This is a genomic window from Nocardia sp. NPDC051900, assembly GCF_044452545.1.
GTDB classification, from domain to species: domain Bacteria; phylum Actinomycetota; class Actinomycetes; order Mycobacteriales; family Mycobacteriaceae; genus Nocardia; species Nocardia sichangensis.
Window position 1 is genome coordinate 268,176 of record NZ_JBITBU010000009.1, and the last position, 16,161, is coordinate 284,336.

13 protein-coding genes and 1 pseudogene are annotated in these 16,161 nt (G+C 68.1%); 8 read left to right on the forward strand and 6 right to left on the reverse strand.

Annotation, left to right across the window (positions count from 1 at the left end):
- Positions 1-242: 242 nt before the first annotated feature.
- Positions 243-1,085, reverse strand: coding sequence for an SDR family oxidoreductase (locus ACIA5H_RS17910; RefSeq protein ID WP_397076818.1), 843 nt, complete (start codon positions 1,083-1,085; stop codon positions 243-245).
- Between the two features lie 73 nt (positions 1,086-1,158).
- Between ACIA5H_RS17910 and ACIA5H_RS17915 the strand changes: the two genes are divergently transcribed.
- From ACIA5H_RS17915 to ACIA5H_RS17935, 5 genes are all read left to right on the forward strand, one after another.
- Entirely contained in the window at positions 1,159-1,737 is a 579-nt protein-coding gene (locus ACIA5H_RS17915; protein ID WP_397076819.1) for a TetR/AcrR family transcriptional regulator, read from the forward strand.
- Positions 1,738-1,839: 102 nt separating this feature from the next.
- Complete coding sequence (locus ACIA5H_RS17920) at positions 1,840-2,481, forward strand: PadR family transcriptional regulator (RefSeq protein ID WP_397076820.1); 642 nt, start codon at positions 1,840-1,842, stop codon at positions 2,479-2,481.
- 60 nt (positions 2,482-2,541) lie between these two features.
- On the forward strand, positions 2,542-3,549 hold the full coding sequence (locus ACIA5H_RS17925) for an esterase/lipase family protein (RefSeq protein ID WP_379250946.1): 1,008 nt from the start codon (positions 2,542-2,544) through the stop codon (positions 3,547-3,549).
- Between the two features lie 678 nt (positions 3,550-4,227).
- A complete protein-coding gene (locus tag ACIA5H_RS17930; protein ID WP_397076821.1) occupies positions 4,228-4,806 on the forward strand; it encodes a TetR/AcrR family transcriptional regulator in 579 nt (192 codons plus the stop codon).
- Positions 4,803-6,026 (forward strand): NADH:flavin oxidoreductase, encoded by a 1,224-nt coding sequence (locus ACIA5H_RS17935; RefSeq protein ID WP_397076822.1) that lies wholly within the window; start codon positions 4,803-4,805, stop codon positions 6,024-6,026. The genes ACIA5H_RS17930 and ACIA5H_RS17935 overlap by 4 nt, the downstream gene beginning before the upstream one ends.
- 165 nt (positions 6,027-6,191) lie before the next feature.
- Here the strand turns inward: ACIA5H_RS17935 and ACIA5H_RS17940 are convergent, their stop codons facing one another.
- On the reverse strand, positions 6,192-7,355 hold the full coding sequence (locus ACIA5H_RS17940; RefSeq protein WP_397076823.1) for a hypothetical protein: 1,164 nt from the start codon (positions 7,353-7,355) through the stop codon (positions 6,192-6,194).
- A 163-nt stretch (positions 7,356-7,518) separates the two neighbouring features.
- On the opposite strand from ACIA5H_RS17940, the gene ACIA5H_RS17945 reads away from it, so the two are divergent.
- Positions 7,519-7,764 (forward strand): CsbD family protein, encoded by a 246-nt coding sequence (locus tag ACIA5H_RS17945; RefSeq protein ID WP_355070654.1) that lies wholly within the window; start codon positions 7,519-7,521, stop codon positions 7,762-7,764.
- An 84-nt stretch (positions 7,765-7,848) separates the two neighbouring features.
- On the opposite strand, the gene ACIA5H_RS17950 is transcribed toward ACIA5H_RS17945, so the two are convergent.
- The 3 genes from ACIA5H_RS17950 to ACIA5H_RS17960 form a co-directional block, all read right to left on the reverse strand.
- Positions 7,849-10,080 (reverse strand): hypothetical protein, encoded by a 2,232-nt coding sequence (locus tag ACIA5H_RS17950; protein WP_397076824.1) that lies wholly within the window; start codon positions 10,078-10,080, stop codon positions 7,849-7,851.
- 192 nt (positions 10,081-10,272) lie between these two features.
- A complete protein-coding gene (locus tag ACIA5H_RS17955; RefSeq protein WP_379250936.1) occupies positions 10,273-10,500 on the reverse strand; it encodes a hypothetical protein in 228 nt (75 codons plus the stop codon).
- Between the two features lie 246 nt (positions 10,501-10,746).
- Positions 10,747-11,961, reverse strand: a complete 1,215-nt coding sequence (locus tag ACIA5H_RS17960; protein WP_397076884.1) for an acyl-CoA dehydrogenase family protein — start codon at positions 11,959-11,961, stop codon at positions 10,747-10,749.
- Between the two features lie 157 nt (positions 11,962-12,118).
- Between ACIA5H_RS17960 and ACIA5H_RS17965 the strand changes: the two genes are divergently transcribed.
- Positions 12,119-12,979, forward strand: coding sequence for a TetR family transcriptional regulator (locus ACIA5H_RS17965; RefSeq protein WP_397076825.1), 861 nt, complete (start codon positions 12,119-12,121; stop codon positions 12,977-12,979).
- Positions 12,980-13,161: 182 nt separating this feature from the next.
- Entirely contained in the window at positions 13,162-14,103 is a 942-nt protein-coding gene (locus tag ACIA5H_RS17970; RefSeq protein WP_397076826.1) for an alpha/beta fold hydrolase, read from the forward strand.
- Between the two features lie 12 nt (positions 14,104-14,115).
- Here ACIA5H_RS17970 and ACIA5H_RS17975 read toward each other — a convergent pair.
- Positions 14,116-15,649 (reverse strand): annotated as a pseudogene (locus ACIA5H_RS17975) (acyl-CoA synthetase).
- Positions 15,650-16,161 lie beyond the last annotated feature (512 nt).

Consider the following 16,161-nt stretch of genomic DNA (forward strand, 5'->3'; position numbering starts at 1 on the left):
GGCATATCGCGGCGAACCGGCCGCAACGGACCCGCGATCGGATCGCGTCGCTTCATGGCCGACTGGGCAAGCCCGTCGCGCGCCGGGGCTGTCTATGCCGCCCGTTGCCGGAGGCTTCGCTACCCGGGTGGACTGCCCTCGTTCTTGCCCAACCCGGGTGAGCGTGATCGCCTCGGCGTTTCCGGCCGGTGAAACGTCGAAACCGGCGATCATCTCGCGACAGCGCAGCGCTCGGCCGAGCTTCAGGCGAAGGCCGCTCGATTGCGAGCCGCCCAGTCGGCGTATTTCGTGGCCGGGCGCCCGAGCACACGCGGCACGTCGGGGCTGATCCGCTGCTCGGCGGGCGTCGGCTCGCCGAGGATGGTCAGCGTGTGGTCGGCCACCTGCTCGGGCATGAAGTCGAGCATCGCCGCACGGGCCTGTGCCCGAGTCAATTCCACGAATCGGAGCGGCTCGCCGACTGCCGCGCCGAGTGCTTCGGCCTGGGCGCGCGGGGTAGCGAGCTCGGGCCCGGTCAGGGTGTAGATCTGTCCGTCGTGCCGGTCGTCGCGCAATGCCGCCGCTGCGACCGCGGCGATGTCGGCCGGATCGATCGAGGGAAGACCGACGTCGCCGAACGGTGCTGCGACCAGGCGCTGCGTGCGCACCGCGTCCGCCCACGCGTAGGTGTTGGAGAAGAATCCGGCGGGCCGAAGGAAGGTCCAGGCCAACCCGGAGTCCCTGATCGCCTGTTCGTAGGCGATGAGCCGGGCGTATCCCGCCGCGTCCGGTCGAGTGGCAACGCCCTGCGAAGACACGAAGACCACGCGCCGCACGCCTCCCGAAGCGGCGATTTTCAGCACCTGCTCTGGTTCTGGACCCGCCACCAACTGCTCGCCGGTAATCAGAAGAAACAGGGTGTCGGCTCCCGCGAGAGCGGGGGAGAGGCTTTCCGGCTCAGCCAGATCGGCCCGAACCGAGCGGACTCCGTCGGGCAGCGAAAGGTCCGCATGCCGCGCGACGGCTGTCACCTCCTCGCCGGCGTCCGCCAGCGCCCGCACGAGGGGCGCGCCGATATTCCCGGTAGCTCCGGTGACCACGATCATTGTGACTCCTTAGTTAGTTGTCTGACTAAAAAGACGGTAGCCGGTCATCGCCGCGCTGTCTACAGTTAGTTGTGTGACTGACTCACAGGCGAAGGCCGGATCGGGCAAGCGGGAGCGGCTGGTCGAAGCCGCGGTGCGGGTGTTCTATCAGCAGGGCGTGGAGAAGACGACGATCGCCGACATCGCGCGTGCCGCGGACGTTCCGGTCGGCAACGTCTACTACTACTTCAAGTCGAAAGACCAGCTCATCGAGGCGGCGATCGGCTCGCACGCGCGCATTCTCGATGCCGTGATCGCCGCGAGCGACCGGCACGAGACGCCTTCGGGGCGGCTGAAGGCCCTGATCGCGGGATGGGTCGCCGATCGTGAGCAGACCGTGCGTTACGGCTGCCCGTTCGGCACTTTGTCCTCGGAATTGGACAAGCGGGGGGACGGGCTCGATGCCGCGGCCGCCGAGGTGATGCGCGTGCTGGTGGATTGGGCTGAACGGCAGTTCGCCGCGATGGGACGCGCGGACGCGAAGGAGCTCGCGATCGCCTATGTCGCGGCTTATCAAGGGATTTCCCTGCTCACCAACACTTTTCGTGATCCCGGACTGATGGTCGCCGAAGGGGCGCGGCTGTCGCGCTGGATCGATTCGCTGGTGAGCTGACCTCCGGCTGGGCGCGGATGCCGAAACCGAGCCTTGCATTCGATGCATTGTCGATATATCGTCGATAGCATGATTCGAACACGAGAGCCTTGGGAGGCTGACATGGAACACCGAGAACACCGAGAATTCGGCCGGCGTGGCCGCGGGCCGGTGCCCGGTCACGAGGGCTTCGAGCACGGGCGGCGCTTTCGCCGGGGCGGACGTCACGGCTTCGGCCCGGAGTTCGGGCCGGGCTTCGGTCCCGGCTTCGGCCCGCATTTCGGACGCGGACGCGGACGCGGCGGCCGGGGTAGGCGTGGTGACGTACGCGCCGCCGTGTTGTTGCTGCTCGCCGAGCAGCCCATGCACGGTTACGAACTGATCCAGCAGATCCGTGGGCGCAGCAACGACATCTGGCGGCCGAGCCCCGGATCGATCTACCCCGCGCTGGCGCAACTGGAGGACGAGGGCCTGGTCCTCATCGAGAAGGTCGCCGGGCGCAAGACCGCGAAGCTCACCGAGTCCGGCGCCGAGTACGTCGCCGCGCACCAGGACGAGCTGGGCGATCCGTGGGCGGACGTGCAACAGGACGTCGGCGCACAGGCGATGGACCTGCGCGCACTCGTCGGACAGCTGATGGGGGCGGTGGCCCAGGTCGCGGCGGCAGGCACCCCGCAGCAGGCGGCGCGGGCGGCGGAGCTGCTCACCGAGACCCGCAAGTCCCTTTACCGCATCCTCGCCGAGGACGAGACCCCCGAGAAGTAGGGGACGCGAAACACCCCTATACCGCGCGCATTTCGAGCCGATCAGAGGGATCATTGTGAGATGCGACAGTCGATCCGAGCGGGAACTTGGGGCGTTTCACACTTGCGTGATGCCGTGCTGGCCTTCGTGGTGGCCGGTGTGGCCGCGCTCGGCCCGGGCGTGGCGTCGGCCGAGCCGCTCGGCTTCCGCCCGCCCGACGTGCCGACGTACGCCGCTCCACCGCAATCGGACCACCTGGCCGCCGCGTGGTATCAGAAGAGTCATCCGAACGCGGTCCCCAGCGGTACCAACGATTTCGGCTGCGTGCCCAGCGCCCGGCATCCCCGTCCGGTGGTGCTCGCGCACGGGACCGACTCCACAGCCTATTCCGACTGGTCGGGGATCGCGCCGCAGCTGACCGCGGCCGGATTCTGCGTGTTCGCGCTGAACTACGGCGGCAAGCCCGGCGCGCACAGCTACGGCACCGAGGATCTGGTGCTCAGCGCCTACCAGGTCGGTGCGTTCGTCGATCGAGTGCTCGCGGCGACCCACGCGGACAAGATCGATCTGGTCGGGTTCTCGCAGGGCGCGAACGTGACTCGTTACTACGTCAACAAACTGGGCGGTGCGCCGAAGGTCGAGCAATGGGTCGGCCTCGCATCGCCCAGTTACGGCGGTGTGATGTACGGGCTGGTGCCGGTCGCCGAGGCGATCCCGGGCGCTCTGCAGGCGTTCGCTCAGGTGACTTCGCTCGCCGCCGTGCAGCAGGCCGAGGGGTCGCCGCTCATGCTCGATCTCAACGCGGGTGGCGACACGGTGCCCGGGGTGCGGTACGTGACCGTCGGCAGCCACGTCGACGAGATGATCCAGCCGTTCGAGAACATCGCGCTGCGCGGGCCCGGCGCGCGGAACATCGCCCTGCAAGACCTGTGTCCCGCCGACCTCACGGGGCACTTCCACATGGTGTACGACCCGTTCGTGCAGGAGTTGCTGCTCACCCTGCTGGATCCGGGCAGCCCGGCGCCGGTGTGCAGGCCGGTCCCACTCGGCACCGGTATCCCGGAGGTCATCATCGCGGGTCATTCCTGACCGCAACCGCCCGCGGCGCCTGGTTCGCGGACTGCTGTGGGGTCCGGAGACGGTGATCGGACTCGGATCCGGTACCTCGGATACAGGCACGCCGAGGCAGCGGACCGCCTGCCGGAGGCGTACGCCGTGCCCACCGCCGAGTGGCCGGTGCGTGTCGCCGAGTTCGCCCTGTGTTCGCCCGTGTGCATTCGGCACGCGTACCGGCTGACGCCGAAGCGGCTGAATCCGGTCCGCTGACCGCGACGCGGCCGGTGTGAATACCAGACGCTGCGCTACACGAGCGGCGGTGCAGCTCGCACTGCTCCCGGGTATCGGCGTATTCGGAGGCGATCATGTGCCACGGCTGATCCGAGGCCCGCTCAGCGGCTTGAATGAAGTGCGGACAAAAGCGCCGGACCGCTTGCCGCGACCTGGCTCGATCGACGCCGTGCCGACGCACGTCTGCCCGCGTGCGAGGTCGACGCGAAGCTCATCGACTCGGCCGCCGTGCGTAACACCTTCGCGCCGTGCTCGCGGCCGGGTGTGACGACCTGGTGACGTGCAGTGAAACCCTGCGTTCTATCGGCTTTCGTCCACACTTCTGGCATCCAGGGCGCGGCTCGGCGCGGTGTCGGCTTCTGCGTGGACAAGTTTCAATCAATGATTGAATCAACGATGGAAACGTGCTTGACTTGGCGCATGCCGAAACCGGTCTCCGAAGCCGCGACCACCCGCGATCGTCTGCTGACGGCCGCCGAGCGACTGCTGCTGGAAGGCCGATACGACGAGGTGTCCGTGCGCGGTATCTGCGCGCAGGCAGGAGCGAACCCGGCGGCGGTGCACTACCACTTCGGGTCGAAGGACGCCCTGGTCGCCGCGTTGCTCGAGGAGCGGTTGGGTCCGGTGTGGGCGGACCGGTTGGCCGCTGTCACCGGTGGGCACGGGTCGATCGCCGAGGTGGTCGATGCGGTGATCGAGCCGTTCGTCGAGTTGGCCGCCGATCCGGTGGGGCGGTTGCATCTGAGACTGCTGGCGCAATTCGTCCTCGGCAGGCAGGTGACCGAGTGGCGGCAGCCGTGGTTCCGGATCGATGCGTGGGTGAGCCTGTTGCCGGGCGTGAGCGAGCGCGAGAGCAGGCGCCGGTGGATGTTGGCGTTCGACCTCCTCATCATGCGATTCGGCAGTGCGGAGCACCGAGAGATGTCGCAGGAGGCGGTGGCCACCCTCCGGGAATTCGTGGTGGCCGGATTGACCGCTCCGACAGGAGAGAAACAATGAACGACGTATTCGCACCCGCCCAGCTCGGGCCGATCACCCTGCGCAATCGGGTGATAAAAGCCGCGACCTTCGAGGGCCGCACGCCGGACGCGCTGGTGACCGACGACTTGATCGAGTTCCATCGCGAGGTCGCCGCCGGTGGCGTCGGGATGACGACCGTGGCCTATTGCGCGGTCGCTCCCGGCGGCCGGACCGACCGGCATCAGATTTGGCTGCGCCCGGAAGCGGTGCCGGGGCTGCGGAGGCTCACCGAAGCCGTGCACGGTGCGGGCGCCGCGGTGAGCGCGCAGATCGGCCATGCCGGACCGGTGGCGAACGCGGCCTCCAACGGAGTTCCGGCGCTGGCGCCGAGCCGGATGTTCAGCCCGCTGTCGATGCGGATGATGCGAAGCCCGGACGAGAACAGGATCCGCGAGCTCGTGGCCGCTCATGCCGGCGCGGCGAAGCTGGCCGAGGAGGCGGGTTTCGATGCGGTGGAGATCCATTTCGGACACAACTATCTGGTCAGCTCGTTCCTGAGCCCCAAACTGAACCGCCGTGCGGACCGGTACGGCGGCAGCTTGGCGAACCGGGCGCGGCTGGCGCGTGAGATCGCCGCCGCGGTAAGGGAAGCCGTGGGCGGCAGGCTCGCGGTGACCGCGAAGCTGAACATGGAAGACGGAGTGCGGGGCGGGCTCACCGTGCCCGAGGCGATCCAGGTCGCCGCGTGGCTGGAAGCCGACGGCAGCCTGGACGCGCTGGAACTGACGGCGGGCAGCTCGCTGCTCAACCCGATGCTGCTGTTCCACGGTGACGCCCCGCGGAAATCGTTCGGCGACGTTCTCCCGGTGCCCGCGCGATGGGGATTCCGTATGGTCGGCAAGGCATTCCTGAAGGAGTATCCGTACCGGGAGGCGTATCTGCTCGAGCGCGCACGGCACTTCCGCAGGGAATTGTCGATGCCGCTGATCCTGCTGGGTGGCATCACGAATCTCGACACCATGCGGCTCGCGCGGGCAGAGGGCTTCGAGTTCGTCGCCATGGGCCGTGCGCTGCTGCGGGAACCGAATCTGTTGCGACGCATCCAGTCGGATGCGTCGACGCGGTCGGCGTGCGTGCACTGCAACGAGTGCATGCCCACGATCTACACCTGTACTCGCTGCGTATTCCGTCCTGGTCAGCCGCGCGAACCCGTCGAGCTGACGCTGTCGGGCATCGGCGGCGTCGACACGCGGCGATAAGCGGTCGCTGATCGACCGGCACCGTGTCGGCGAGGGGCAGTCGAACGCGGGCCGTTTGACCGGATGGCATCGCCGTGCCAGAAGGGGCCGAAGAAGCGTGTACGTGACCGAAACGCGAATTGAACCTGGGCAGTGGGGAGGAACCCCACTTCCTTGCGGCGATGATCAGTCGTGGAACGCGTAGAGGATCGCGCCGTCGCGGGAGAGGACGGCGCGGATCGCCTCGTAATCGGCGGGCGTCAAGGAGGCACGGCGCTGTTTCCAGAAGGACAAACTCGCCGCCAATCCGGGATCGGCTGTGCCGTGACGGCGGCAATACTCGGCGAGCGCCACCCGCAAGCGCGGCGACGTCGCGGGGTGCGCGGCGAGGTCGATCAGGCTGGTCAGCGTCGCGCAGGCGGACACGTAGTCGCGGGCCGCGGCGGACGGGCTCTTCGTGTGCTGGTTCATCGTCCTCTGGTGTCGTGACCGTCGGGGCTCGTGACAGTGCGGCTGTTGTCGAAAGCGCTTGCAGCGGAGGCGATCGCGTGGGCATCCGGTCGGGCCGCGCGCCCACGTTGGCACGCGCTGGGGCGCCCGTGCCAGCCGGGAACTGCTGGATCGAGCGTGCGATCGGATCTTTCTATCGGCGATCCGCGTTGAGCGCGATCTCGAGGTCGACTTCGATGGTGCCCTCGCCGGACTCGTCGGCGACACGGCCGGCGCGATCGCGCCGGTGACGCGGTAGGTGCGGCGGGAGATCAGCCGTCGCAGCCCCAGCCGCACCCGTCTGGACCCGTGGCCGGGCCGTAGCGCCAGTTCGAGGGCGCTGCCGTCGGTCACCGCCTTGGCGACCAGGCCATCCGTATGAGGCGCGATGCCGAGAATCGGTCCGGTCCGCCACTCGGGCGGCACCGTTCCGCGAATGAGATCGCGCAGGCCGTCGGGCCGGTTGAATCGGGTGAGCGTGTGGTGGGCGTTGGTCACCGTCGAGACTCCCGCGAAGCGCCGGGCGCCGTTGCGTTCGTCGACCCGGTACCGGTCGTGCATAGAGCGGACGAGGGCGTGGGCGAGGTCGGATTCGCCCATCTCGGCGGCGGCGGTGGCGACAAAGATTTTCGTCATCCCGTCACCGTCGACCACGTTGTAGTTGCCGAGGTCGACGCGGGCGCGTGAGCTGCCGCGCAGGCGCGCATCCCGCCCGTCGAAGTCGGTGAAACGATCGCGCAGCGTGGTCGAGGTGTCGCGCGCGAGGTCGGGCATCATCGCGTTGAGCCAGGCCACCACGCCCGCGTCGGAGCCCAGCACGGGCCCGCTGATGGCGATCCCGTTGCCGATTCCGGAGTACAACGAGCGGTATCGACAAGACCGAGCGCGAGCACCCCGCTGCGCTGACCCGTCCTGCCTGCGGGAGAGCGTGACGCGCGAACCGAACTTCGTCGCTCCGGATTCGAGGCCCGTCTCCCGGGTATGCGCCAGATGTCAGCTTGTTCCGATATTCCAGGAGGTTGTTGTGGCTGAACATGGAAGCGGTGCTCGCGAGGGCGTCGAGGGCGTCGTCGAAGACGCCAAGGGCAAGGTGAAGGAAGCGGCCGGTACCGTCACCGGTCATCAGGACCTGAAGGACGAAGGTCGCGCGCAGCAGGACAAGGCGGAATCGCAGCGCGAGGCGGCCGGGAAGGAAGCCGCGGCCGAGAAGGCGCGAGCCGAAGCCGACGTCGACGAGGCCCGCCAGTCCGCGCATCAGCACGGGCGGTAATCACGCTCGGGTTCGTCCATCGGAGGTATCCGCCGCCGTCAGCAGAGCTGGCGGCGGCGGACCGGCGTCATGGGCCCGCTTCGCTCAGTCGCGGTGAACGATGACCGTCACGGGCCGATCGGGATGCGGGGTGCCCGGGCCGCCCCGCGCGGCGAACACGTCAGCGGGCTTCCTGGACCGCGGTAGCTTCGCCAAGGGAGTGAACTGGTCATCGAGTGCGGTGCGCATCGCGTCGACCAGAGCGCGGTCCAAACGAAGCGTGCGCAGCGAGGCGTAGACGTCCACCCAGGTCGGCAGCGCGAACGAAGCATCGATCCAACTGTGCTGGTCGGGCAGGTGGACGGTAAGAATCGGCGGATCGTTGTACCCGAGCCCGGGCCAGGAGTCCACCGACTGACCGGCCACTTGCATGACGAAAGTCAATGCCTCGGAACGTAATTGCAGCATGCCGCGTTTGACGGCATGGCGGGGGTCATCGCTCCATCCGCTGACATCGAACCGCCTGCAATCGATCACGGTGCGGCGGGAGCCCCAGTGCTCGGAGAACCACCGGCGGATCTCGCGATTCCATTCGAGAGCGGCCAGTATGTCGACGCCTCCCGCCTGTGCCTGCGTCAGATCGGGAACCTGTTCGGCGATTTCCGTCATATCCAACGCGGCCTCGGCCCTCGGGTAGCGCCGTGACAGCCGCACCGGCGATTTGTGTCGTCGGCTGTATCGGCCGAGCACTGCGAAGGCGGCGTAGTGGATATCCCAGCCCTGCGGATGGTTGGTCGGCGGCGGTAGGTCGACGGGGCGGCCCGCGACCAGTTCGTCGGCGATCCGATTGGCCACTCCGGTGTCGCCGTAGTGGGTGCGCAGCAGCCGCAATGTGCACACCGCGGCGAGTACACCGATGATCAACGGCGGGTAGCTCGGTACGTCCAAGACGAGAGTGGACGGGGGAAACAACGGCTGGTTCTGTTCGGAACGATCCGGTAGCAGATTGCGCGACGACATCGCTCGGTCGACCGAGATTGTCTGCTGCACAGAGACGTCCGCCACGATACGTCCGCGAAGGAAATCGGAGTGGTCCAGCAGGTACTGGGTCAACTCGACCTCGCGTCGACACCACAGGCTGGCGGTGTAGGTCTCGGACCGCACCCTGGCGATCGCCGGTGTGGCGGCGAACAGACGCCACACCATGCCCGTGTTGGACTCGCCGGTGGGGACGGTCGTCGCGTCGATGGCCACGTCGGGGGCGCGCCACAGACCGAGTTTCATCAGTTGCGGCTTCGTGTCGCCGGACCGATGGCTGAGCGCCAGGGAAGGCCGTGGCCACCACGGGGCGATGGCGGCGAACGCGAAGGTCGCCACGTCGGCGAGCCGGACATCCCGCCACCGATGAGTAGCGGCGGCTTCTAGCCAGGCCAGAGTCCGCAGTCCCAGGGCACAGCGGCGCAGGACGCACAATCCCAGCGCGCTGACCGGGCGATCCCTGCTGATCAGATAGCCGATGGCGTCCATGATCGGCGGACAGACCAGCAACCTCGCGACGATGCCGACGGCTTCCCGCAGCCGCTCCGGTTCCAGCTCCCGCGTCAACCAGAACCAGTGGTCTCGCCACTCGAGTGATTGTCCTTGTTGCGTGGGTACCTTGATCGGCAGCCCGTCGGGCCACGTCGCGCAGTAGAAGGTCTCGATCGCTTCGGCGAGATCCATTCGCAGGTGGTGTGTCTGCTCGAAAGCACCCATCGCTTGGTCGACCCGGCGGATCGTCACGTGATACAGCAGATCCGCATCCGTGGAGGGCGCCCGGAACATGCTCGAAAAGGTGTTTCCGACGATAGAGCTGAGCCACGCGCGGATGAACTGCGATTGCAGGCGGGCTTGTGACGCTTCCTCCGTACTCGTTCGCTGTAGCTCATCCGACAACGAAATCAGCTGGGCAAGACTGTATTCGCGATCGTATTCGAGCGGACCCGCCTGCGCGAGGACGTCATCGAGCGCGGCCGAGCTGGTCGACCGGCTCACACCGGGTGGAAACAGGTCCCATTCCGTCGCCCCGAAAAGCGGCCAGTCGTCGAGCGCGCCGCGGTGGGACCAGGTCTGGTAGGCGAGCGGGAGCGGTACCCCCTCGATGGCGTGTTGCACCCCGTGGGCGACCCAGTAGTCGTGAGGCCACGGCTCGGTCCACAGAATCGTCGTGTCGTCGCCGAATTTCCGATCCAGCCACTGCCACCACGACTCCCACAATTCGGGATCGATTCGCCGGACCGCCGTCCGGAACCACGCGTAGGCTCCGGCCGCCACCGCCGATGCCTCGGACCGCGACATGTCTGCCTCGAATACGGTTGTCGTGCAGATCGATTCATCCGAGGATACGGTGCCGCGCCCGAATGCGGCAGCCGATGAGACCGTCGGTAGCGCGGTCGCGGCCGGTGCGGGGTCGGCGGCAAACCTGTGGGCATCGCGGGCGGGCTCGTACTACCGATAATCGGGATGCGCGGCAGCCCGGCGAGCCGGCGCCTAGGCGTACGGCTCGACGGTGAGCACGTACTCGAGCCTCGTGAGTCGCTCGGCTGTCTCCGGCGACGATGTGATGACCAATCGGTTGGCGCCGCCGTCCTCGACGACTTCCGCACCGGATCTCCGCAGCCAGTCGAAGAACTCCGAACGGATTGCCGTGAGGACGGTGTCGTCGCCGAGGTCACCCGGAATCAGGAGGACGAGGTATCGGCGGTCTTGCGCTGGCATACGGCTCTCCTTCGATCATCCCGGGGACTCGATCGGATCAGGGCGGCGGACCCTTTCACCGGCGAACTGCCGCCCTCGGATGCCTCGGCGGAGTCACGAAGTCCGCATGTTACGCGGATACTCGCTCGCTGGATCGCACGCGCGGCCGATCGACCCGGCAGCGCTCGGAACCGATTCCGTCCGGCGAGCCGGAAATGCCGCTCGTCGGGGACGAACGGCCTGTCCGGCGTAGATCCGCGCAGTAGATCAACGCGAAGACCCGTCGGCCACCGCCCGGCGGGCCGCGCTGACCGCACGCTTGGCGATGGCCCAGCGGTGCACTTCCGAAGGCCCGTCGTAGATGCGGAAGGGCCGTACTTCGCGGGAGAGGCGCGCCAGCGGGAGGTCGTCGGAAACACCGAGCCCGCCGCACAACTGAATGCTGCGGTCGACGATGCGGAAGATCGCCTCGGCGGCGAAGGTCTTCGCGATCGAGGTGGCGTTGCCCGCGTGCTCTCCGTTGTCGAGTTCCCAGCAGGCGCGCACCAGCAGCGCGCGGGTGGCGGCGATGTCGATCTCGTTGTCGGCGATCATCTTCTGCGCCATGCCCAGATCGCCGATCCGGGAACCGAAGCCTTCACGCTGGGCGACACGCTCGACGGCGATGTCGTGGCCTCTGCGCGCCGCTCCCAGCCAGCGCATCACGTGCGTCATGCGAGCCGGACCCAGTCGCACCTGGGCGTATTCGAAGCCGCGGTCGACAGCGCCGAGCACCGCTTCGTCGGGGACGAACATGTCCTCGAAGAAGACTTCGCAGTGTCCGCCGATCATGGCGCGGTCCAGCGTGGTGATATGCCTGCCCACGCGCAGGCCCGGGGTGTCGGCGGGCGCCAGGAACATCGTCGCCCCGCCCCGCTGTCCCGGTTCGCCGGACGTGCGGGCCATCACGATGAAGAAGCCGGCCCCGTCGGCGCCGGTGATGAAGTGCTTGTGGCCGTTGATCCGCCAGCCGCCGTCGACGGGGACGGCCCTGGTGGCCAGCGCCGCCGGGTCGGAACCGGCTCCGGGCGCCGGCTCGGTCATCGCGAAGGCCGAGCGCACCTCGCCGCGGGCGAGCGGTTCCAGGTAACGCGACTTCTGCTCCGCGTCGGCGATGTGGGCGAGCATGTGGACGTTGCCCTCGTCCGGCGCCGCGATGTTGAGCGCCGTCGGGCCGAACAGCGAGTAGCCCGCCTCCTCGAACACCGGCGCGCGATCCGACATCGACAGGCCGTGGCCGCCGTACTCGACGGGTGCGTGCGGCGCGAAGACCCCGGCCTCGCGCGCGAGCTTGTTCAGCGTGACGCGCAGTCCGTCGCCGCCCGCGGCGGTGATGTCGCCGAGGTGCTCGTCTTCGATCGGCAGCACCGTCTCCCGCACGAACGCCCGGGTGCGGTCGATCAGCGCCCGAACTTCGTCGGAATAGGTCAGTTCGATCGGCATCGCGCATTCCTCCTCGACATCCAGCGCCTCGTCCACGGACCGAATGATCGCTCTGTCTGAACACTGTTCCACTGGGCACCGGCGGTGTCAAAGAATGCGATTCAGGGGGTGTCGGGCGCGGGTAGTGGATGTATGTTGTTCAGTTATACTGAACAACATGCGAAACGAGACTGTGGCGCCGCACGAGGCGATCCGGCACGCGCGCCGCGCCGCGGGCCTGTCGCTGCGCGAAGTTGCCCGCCGTCTCGAGGTGAGTCCGGCGACGCTCAGCGCCGTGGAGACGGGAAAGACCGGAATCTCGATCGCCCGGCTCGCTCGCTTGTCCGATGTGCTGGGTGTGCCGGTCGCTCATTTGCTCGGCGGCGCCTCTCCCGCGGCGCGCCCGAGCTCCGATCGTGCCGATTCCGAGCTGGATGCGCAGGGTGACTGGCGCGAGTTCGCCCCGCTGGACGTCGACCCGGTGCTGGCCGCCGCCCTCGCGTCGTTCGTAGAGATCGGCTACCACGGCACGACCGTGCGCGCCATCGCCCGGCGGGCGGGTACCAGCGTTCCCGGCCTCTACCACCATTATCGCGACAAGCACGACCTGCTGGTCCGCATCCTCGATCTGACCATGGACGAACTGCACTGGCGAGTGCGCGCCGCCCGCGCCGAAGGCCGCGACAGCATCCACCGGGTGCGCCTGATCGTCGAAGCACTGGCCCTGTTCCACACCCACCGCCGCGACCTCGGTTTCATCGGCGCCAGCGAGATGCGCAGCCTTGCTCCGGGGGAACGTGCGCGCATCGCCCGCTCCCGTCGCGATATCCAAGCCATCCTGGACGACGCGATCGCCGCGGCTCATGCCGAGGGCCGCATCGCCAATTCCCAGGTTCGGGCGGCAGGTCGTGCCATAGCCACCATGTGTACCGCCATCCCCCAGTGGTTTCGCGAGTCGGGCCCGGCGACGCCGGAGGAAGTGGCCGCGCAATACGGGGATTTCGCCCTGGGTGTGCTCGGGGTCGATCCGGTGCGTTAGCCGCATATTCGCGGCTTCGCCCCGTCCTTCGCCGGTGGCCGAACAACACCCCGGCGAACAGTCCCACCTTGGTGGTGATCGGCATACCCCTTGGGGATCGGAGCCCAGCACTCGGGGGCCTGATGGCGGCGGCGCATACGGCGGAAAGTAGGACGAGTACCGCCAGTGAACCGGAGCAGCCCATGTCGACTCTCAGCACAATCGCCGCCACGGAGGAACGGCGTGCCACGGTGTGGACCGAGGACGGCGCGGCGCTCGCGGTTCGCGAATACGGCCCGAGAGACGCGGACCTCACCGTCGTCCTGCTGCACGGACATTGCCTGCGCAGCGAGTCCTGGACCTATGTCCGCGACGAGCTGCTGCGTCGCTACGCAGGCGCTCGGATCGTCTGCTATGACCACCGCGGCCACGGCGAGTCGGCCGCCGCGCCCCGGCGGACCTACAACATCGACCAGCTCGGCCGGGACCTGCGCGAAGTTCTCGATGTCGTCGCACCGACCGGGCCGGTCGTCCTCGTCGGCCACTCGATGGGTGGTATGACCGCGCTGACCTACGCCGGTCAGAATCCGCACGAGATCGGCACCCGCGTCGTCGGAGTCGCCCTTCTCGCGACCGCCTCAGGCGGTCTCGCCAACGCCGGGTTCGGCCGTCTGCTGCGCAGCCCGGTCGTCTCCGCGTTCCAGGCGGCCGTTCGACTCGCGCCGGGGGCGATGCACCATGCGAAGCTGCTGGCCTGTCAGCTGTTCGCCCCGCTCGTCCGTACCGCGGAATTCGGTGATCGCAAGGTGAGCCCGCGGGTGCTCGCCCTCGCCAACGCGATGCGCAACGAGACGCCGATCGTCACGATGGCGAGCTTCTTGAGCGACCTCATGGTCTACGACCGGACCGAGGCTCTCGGGCTTCTGTCCCGGATTCCGACGCTGGTGCTGTGCGGTGGCGCCGACTTGATGACGCCCCCGTCGCATTCCGTCGCGATGGCCGCCGCCGTCGAGTACTCGGACTTCGTGATCGTCGAGAGCGCCGGACACTCGGTGATCCTGGAGCAGCCCGGGCTGGTAGCGGAGGCCGTCGCGCGCCTGATGACGCGCGCTGGCGAGGCCGCCGACCTCGCCGACGTCGCGTAGCGGCCGGAAACCTCACAGGTATCGCTGGCGGAGTTCGCCCTTGACCAGCTTCCCGGTGGGGGTCCTGGGCAGATCGTCGGCGAAGTCGAAACTGCGCGGCACCTTGTAGTGGGCGATGCGGTCGCGCAGATAATCGCGCAGCTCCGTGGCCAAGGCGGGGCCGGGCTCGGGCGCCGGGGGCCGGTTGGACTACGGCCTTGACCGATTCGCCCATCTCCTGGTCGGGCACGCCGATCACCGCCACGTCGAGCACCTTCGGGTGCAGGGCGAGGGCGTCCTCGACCTCCTGCGGGTAGATGTTCACGCCGCCGGAGATGATCATGAAAGCCTTGCGGTCGGTGAGGAACAGGTAGCCCTCCTCGTCGACGTAGCCGATGTCGCCGGTGGTGGTCCAGGTCGGGTGGTCCGGGTGGACCGCTTCGGCGGTCTTAGCGGGGTCGTTGTGATAGGCGAAGGGGGCCTCATCGCGTTCGAAGTAGACGGTGCCGATCGCGCCGGTGGGCAGCTCAGCGCCGTCGTCGCCGCACACCCGGATGCTGCCGAGACCGGCCGTGCCGACCGAGCCGGGCTTGCGCAACCACTGCTCGCTGTCGATGAAGGTGGCGCCGTTGGCCTCGGTAGAGGCGTAGTACTCGTACAGGATCGGGCCCCACCAGTCGATCATCGCCCGCTTCACGTCGACGGGGCAGGGGGCGGCCGCGTGCACGGCGACCCGCAGGCTGGACACGTCGTAGCGGGCGCGGACCGCCTCGTCGAGCTTCAGCATCCGCACGAACATGGTCGGCACCCACTGGCTGTGGGTCATGCGGTAGCGCTCGATGGCCGCCAATGCCTGTTCGGCGTCGAACTTCTCCATGATCACCAGCGTTCCGCCGAGCGCGTGGACCACGCCGCCGAAGCGCAGCGGCGCCGCGTGATAGAGCGGGGCAGGGGAGAGATAGACGGTCTCGGTGTCGAATCCGTAGAGCGGGCCGAAGATCGCGGTGTAGGTGTCACCGGGCGCGTCACCGACCTGCCGGTCGGGCAAGGGTTGTTTGATGCCCTTGGGCCGTCCGGTGGTGCCCGAGGAATAGAGCATGTCCGCACCGCGCGGCTGGTCCGGCAAGGGATCGGGAGACGCTGCCACCCGGGCGTCCTCGTAGGACTTGTATCCCGGCACCTGGCCACCGAAGGCCAGGCGGATCTCGACCGCGGGAGTCTCCGGGACGATCTGCTCGGCGGCGTCGGCGAGACCGGCCGATACGATCAGCGCCCTGGCTCCGCAGTCGTTGACGATATAGCTGATCTCGCTGGGCGACAGATGCCGGTTGACCGCGGTGATGTAAAGCCCGGTTCGCAATGCCGCCCAGTACACCTCGTAGATCTTCGGGTCGTTGCCGGACAGCAGCGCGACGTGATCGCCCTTGCGCAGCCCCGCGTCGTACAGGTGCCGGGCCAGTCGAACCGAGTTCTCCTCGAGCTCCCGGTAGGTCAGCGCTTCACCGCTCTCGGCGACGACAACAGCCGGTTTGTCTGGGAAGCGGTCGACGTGTGCGCCGGGGTACATGCGGCTCCTCGGTGGAACAGAGCGGTCGGTGTCCGACTGCCCGGGCCTGCGCGGGACGTCCGGATCCACGGCTGTGCCGGCATCACTGGCGTCCCGCAGAGCGGTTGCTCTGCCACCGACGATAGCTGAAAGTAAACGGCGGTTCTGGTCTATTCATCAGAATTCGCCCGGACGCGCTGAGCGCCGGTCGCCGCGGGTGCGATGGGCTGCCCGCACGGCCGGACACGCTCGCTCGCGGGAGGGACACCTGGGCAGCCGCCTGCCCGTCGATCAGGACATGTGCCACGCTCGCCTGCGCGCCTCGCTCGAGCCGCACGCCGCTGCGGCTGCGCGGGCGAACACGGCTCCACCCGAGGAACCCGCGCCGGGATCGAGCAGGCGACGTGCCGATGCACCCTGAAGGGTGCGGTTCTCGGGATCCGCGATCGCGGCATGGACGAGGATTCCCCTGGACGTTACTGGTAGTTCACCGTTTCCGCCGTCGGCTGCGTTTACGATCGCGTCATCGAGGG